Source organism: Methylobacterium nigriterrae, from assembly GCF_037106235.1.
GTDB classification, from domain to species: domain Bacteria; phylum Pseudomonadota; class Alphaproteobacteria; order Rhizobiales; family Beijerinckiaceae; genus Methylobacterium; species Methylobacterium nigriterrae.
Genome location: NZ_JBAWTG010000228.1, coordinates 1 through 4,835 on the forward strand (window position 1 = coordinate 1; position 4,835 = coordinate 4,835).

At 65.4% G+C, this 4,835-nt stretch carries 4 protein-coding genes; all 4 read left to right on the forward strand.

Annotation, left to right across the window (positions count from 1 at the left end):
- Nucleotides 1-669: 669 nt before the first annotated feature.
- The 4 genes from WDW90_RS34900 to WDW90_RS34915 all read left to right on the forward strand — a co-directional run bounded on the left by WDW90_RS34900 (nt 670) and on the right by WDW90_RS34915 (nt 3,543).
- Nucleotides 670-1,779, forward strand: coding sequence for an IS110 family RNA-guided transposase (locus WDW90_RS34900; RefSeq protein ID WP_336492317.1), 1,110 nt, complete (start codon nt 670-672; stop codon nt 1,777-1,779).
- 468 nt (nt 1,780-2,247) lie between these two features.
- Complete coding sequence (locus tag WDW90_RS34905; protein WP_336492318.1) at nt 2,248-2,484, forward strand: hypothetical protein; 237 nt, start codon at nt 2,248-2,250, stop codon at nt 2,482-2,484.
- Nucleotides 2,485-2,496: 12 nt separating this feature from the next.
- Entirely contained in the window at nt 2,497-2,697 is a 201-nt protein-coding gene (locus tag WDW90_RS34910; RefSeq protein ID WP_336492319.1) for a hypothetical protein, read from the forward strand.
- A 348-nt stretch (nt 2,698-3,045) separates the two neighbouring features.
- Nucleotides 3,046-3,543, forward strand: coding sequence for a YciE/YciF ferroxidase family protein (locus tag WDW90_RS34915; RefSeq protein WP_336492320.1), 498 nt, complete (start codon nt 3,046-3,048; stop codon nt 3,541-3,543).
- Nucleotides 3,544-4,835: the final 1,292 nt, after the last annotated feature.

The window sequence follows — 4,835 nt, forward strand, 5'->3', positions numbered from 1 at the left end:
CGCGCCCGGCTCGGCGAGGTCACCCTGGTGCCCGGCATGCCCGTCGACGCCTTCCTGCAGATCGGCGAGCGCACCGTCATCTCCTACCTCACAAAGCCCCTCGCCGATCAGATCTCGAAGGCTTGGCGCGAGCACTGACAGGCTGCGAAGCAGTGCCTGTGCGAGCGAAATGACCGACAGCGCCTCTTACCTGGGCTCCCGCAATGGATTGAGGCACAGCTTCAGTCCAGCGCGGCCACGCCGGCGAGCTGATTGAGCGGGCGCTGCCCTGCAGGCTCACGGGCACGGGGACTACGAAACCGGCGAGACAGCGTTGCGCGGCTCGATTGACCTTCCGCTCAACAACCGCAGCGGGCGGTCGCGCTCCATAACGCCCAATCCGCGCCGTGATGCACCTACTCCTGATCCACGTGGTGCGCGTGCAGACGCTTCACAGCGGTGCGGAGTTGGCCCGGCATGCCCCGGCCAGTTGGTGGAGGGCAGGTACTCTCGAGCAGCCGAGCGAGGGCATGAAGCTGTGGCTCATGCAAGCATGGGACGCGGACAGGTCGAGGCAGCCATGGGTTTGTAAGTCCGTATGCCCGCGGCTCTGGGGTGGCTCGCCCTACACTGCGCCTTCGAGGGTTGCTCGGATGGGCCGGGCCGATCCTCACCGCAGGAGGGCGAGCCGTGGAGCAGTGTAGCGAGGTTTTCGTCGGCATCGACGTCGCAAAGATGCGCAACGCGATTGCGGTCGCCGATGGTGAGCGCAGAGGTGAGGTGCGCTATCTCGGCGAGGTCGACGCCGCCCGTTACAGCATGCGCCGGCTCGTCAAGCGCTTGGCCGCCAAGCATGAACGCTTACGCTTCTGCTACGAGGCAGGGCCGACAGCATACGGCCTGTACCGCCTCGTCACCGACCTCGGCCATCCCTGCACGGTCGTTGCGCCCTCGCTGATCCCGAGGAAGTCCGGCGACCGGGTCAAGACGAACCGTCGTGGTGCTCTGGTGCTGGCCAAGCTTCTGCGCGCCGGCGAACTCACGGCAGTGTGGGTCCCCGACGAGGGGCACGAGGCCATGCGCGATCTCGTGCGCGCTCGTGCTGCCGCTGTCGAGAGTCAGCGTGTGCACCGTCAGCAGGTGAGCGCCTTCATGCTCAAGCATGGCCGCGTCTACCCACGGAAGAAGGGCTGGACGATGCGCTATCTGCGCTGGCTTCAGGAGCAGCGCTTCGAGCATCCCGCCCACCAGATTGCGCTGCAGGAGATGGTCGAGGCCGTGCGCGTCGCCAAGGAGCGCGTCGCGCGCATCGAGGCGGCCATCGCCGAGTTTGTCCCGAGCTGGTCTCTTGGACCTGTCGTGCAGGCCCTACAGACCCTGCGCGGCGTCGACCTGATCGTGGCCGTAACCTTCGTCACCGAGGTCGGTGACGTCACGCGCTTCGTGAGCCCGCGTCAGCTCATGGGCTACCTTGGCCTGGTGCCGGGCGAGCGCTCGACCGGCGCTACGGTGCGGCGCGGCGGGATCACCAAGGCCGGGAACGGGCGGGTGCGCCACATGCTCGTCGAGAGCGCCTGGACCTACCGGCATCCGCCCAAGATCGGGGCAGAGAAGCTCTACCGCCTGGAGGCCGCGCCGCCGAGGGTGCGCGAGATTGCCTGGAAGGCGCAAAGTCGCCTGACCGCGCGTTACCGGGCGCTCAGCGGGCGGGGCAAGAAGGCGACGGTGGTCTGCACCGCGATCGCCCGTGAACTCGTCGGCTTCATGTGGTCGGTGGCTCGCGAGGCACAGGCGGCCTGACGCGCCGCCGAGCGGCGGATCATTTCCTCGCGCACCGGCGGGGGCGGGACTACGGCAGGGGAACGCCCGTCAGACGCTTTGTGGCCGGTTCTTGAACCGACGCCCGCTGTAAGATCGGGACAGCCCCGGACGCACACTCGGGAATGCGGTAGCCAACCCGCGCATCAGAGCTTGATCACCGACGTCCTTCAGGTCCCGCCTCCACCCGTGCGCGTACACCTCATCCTCACCGCTTGTCACAGCGGCCAGTCGCGCTCGGCCAAGTCATTGACAGCGGACATCAGAGCGTCATGCGGCGAAGCCCCTTTGACGTGACGATGAGGGTGGCGATGCGGGCCATGGGACGCCAACCATGGGCGGTGCCTCACATGAGCTTCATGAGCAGGCGGTGCGCCTGAGAAGGGTCTGAAACGGGTCCGGGTCCTTGAGCGTTCCTGACGGTCGAGCACGACAGGGCAGGAGCGTGTCATGGCCAGCTGGCGGTCCATGGATCGGGCCCCGCAGGACGGGCGGTGGATCGTCGCCATCAACCGGCACGAGCCCGACACGCGAGCGGTGATCCGCTGGGACCCGGCGCGCTTCGGCGATGCCCGCCCTTGGCACGTTGCCTCCTGCCGGCACAGCTACGCGGCCGACGCCTTCACGGATTGGCAGCCGTTTCCGGACTGCCCGTCCTCTGACGAGACCGAACAATCAGCCACATAGGAGATGATGACGATGGCGGCGGACAGTGCGGCTCCCCTCGTCCTGCAGGTGGAGCCCTGCAAGGATGATCCGAGCCGCTATCACTGGGTTATCCGCGACCGCGACCACGTCGTGCGGCAATCCTGCTACTCGCTGCCAAGTGAGGAAGAGGCGCGCCACGAAGGACGGGCAGCGCTCCAGGAGGCAGCGGCCCTGGTGCGCGACAGCCGCTGAGACGTGAAGGTGATTGGGATGCACGAGCGCGATCCTCGCGCGGCTCGGATGCGAATGATGCTGGGCCTTGCTGCCGCGCTGTGCGTGCTGATTGTCGGTGGCATGGAGCTGATCTGGCACTTCGCCTGAGGCAATCTGATCTCACGCTCAGGCTGTTTCACGCGGCTGCCGGTTCCGTAACGCCCAGTCAACGAGCGGCCTCTAAGGTCTGATGATGCAAGCCTCGCTGGAGAGGTGCTGAACTTATCCGGCCCGTGAGCGTCACGCTTTCCCACGCGCGGGCGAGCGCTTCCGATCAGAACCTTCCCGCCGCGCTGCGGTTGACCCGGCGAAAGATGGAGGAACCGCATGCCCGCACCGAGCAGCCTCAAGGACGTGTATCTCGACGAGATGAAGGATCTCTGGTCGGCCAACGATCAGATGACCAGGGCTGTCAAGGAACTCAGTGGCCAGGCCAGCGACCCGAAGCTGAAGCAGATGCTCGAGCACTCGGTCGGCGGCATCGAGAAGCACACCGGCATCCTCAAGGAGCTAATCCAGCAGTGCGGCGGCCAGACCGAGCCGGAGTACTGCAAGGGCATGGAGGGCCTCGTCACCGAGGCCCGCAAGCACGGCATCAAGGAAGCCGCTCAGGATCCCAAGCTGCGGGACGTGGAGATCATCGCGCAGTACCAGCGCATGACGCACTACGGGCTAGCGGGCTTTGGCACGGCGGCAGCTTACGCCAAGGCGCTCGGCAAGTCCGAGGACGAGAGCAAGCTTAAGCAAGCGGTCTCGGAGATCTACAAGGGCGACGAGTTCGCCAGCAAGCTCGCCGAGAACCTGCAGCAGGTCGCCGCCAAGTAGGGCAGCGGTCACGAGCAGGGTCGGGCGACGGCTCGCCCCGTACACGCGGCCGCGCCCGAACTCATGCGTCGGGTTCGGCCTCATTGTTCGCTGCACCAGCTGAGCGCTTTGATCCATAACGCCCAACCTGCGAGCGGCGCTGTGACCCTGCTAAGGTCCGGTCAGCTGTCGGGTTCGGCCTTGCGGCCTGCGCCGCCTGTGCGATGAAACGACCGATCAGAAGAATTACGTGAGAGCCGACACCCACTGCTCCGAAGCCGATCGTGATGTGGGAGACCGCTTCGCGTGATCGCCTCGTGCATGCACAGGGGCTGGCGGACGGGGCGGGCGAGCAACGCGCGGAATTGCGACGGGCCGGAGAGAGATTGGTTCACGCGGTGCCGCTGCGATGGCCTGCTCGACCACCGGAACTGACAGCTGCGAGCACGTCTCCCGGTTCGGGCAGGGACATTGCTGACGCCGGGCGCGGCCGTTTGTTTGAACGATCACGCAGCTGCCGTTGACAAAAACGGTCACGGCAACGCCGCACACGCTGCAGACGTCTTTGATGATGTCCATGCTGTCCCCTTGTTGTGTAAGTTCGTGCTGACACCTTAGGGGTCGCGAACGGTAGGTCAGGCCAGACTGTTCCAATTTTTAGGCACTCTCCGGACGCCCGGGATGATGTGCCGCAGTTCTGATCATCCGCGGAGCGGTTGTTCCATAACGCCCAACCTGCGAATGGGCCGGGATCGCGCGGCATTTTGATTTCCAGACACACAAACCTGACAGGTTTAAGTGCCTGGGAAACCGTCGTTTCCCTTACACGGCGTTTTGCGCCGTTTGGAACGGTCAATTGGGGCAAGCGCTATCGGAACGCTGCGCGGGCCTTGGCCGGCTCAGGAACTACACTCGATGGGTGGGGCTTTCGAGATGGACTATCACAGGTTCAAGGTCGGCTAGCCCGTCCGACAGTCCACGGTCGGCTATGCTGATGCCAAGAGCGCTGCTAGTGGCCTCTTCGAGGTCGCTCGGCTCATGCCGGAGTTCCGCACGGGCCCACGATCCGTCATCGCTGCCCCTGTAACGCCTCGAAACTGATCGAGCGCCATCAGCAGACAGCCTGCCCGCGATGGTGCGGGTCCGAATGTTGTAATCCAACCCTTCGGCTCACAATGGCAACTGGCAATCTGCTTGCCTGCTATCATCGAGGTCGTAATTACCCACGGGGTGCGCCTGAGCGCGGCGTGCGGCAGGCGACGGGCCTGGAGGTGCCCCGCCTCGCCACTTGCCGGGAGCCGGTATCACTGATT

Coding starts and splice junctions, on each gene's coding strand:
- WDW90_RS34905 (WP_336492318.1), top strand. CDS start 2,248: ATGGCCAGCTGGCGGTCCATGGATCGGGCCCCGCAGGACGGGCGGTGG.
- WDW90_RS34910 (WP_336492319.1), top strand. CDS start 2,497: ATGGCGGCGGACAGTGCGGCTCCCCTCGTCCTGCAGGTGGAGCCCTGC.
- WDW90_RS34915 (WP_336492320.1), top strand. CDS start 3,046: ATGCCCGCACCGAGCAGCCTCAAGGACGTGTATCTCGACGAGATGAAG.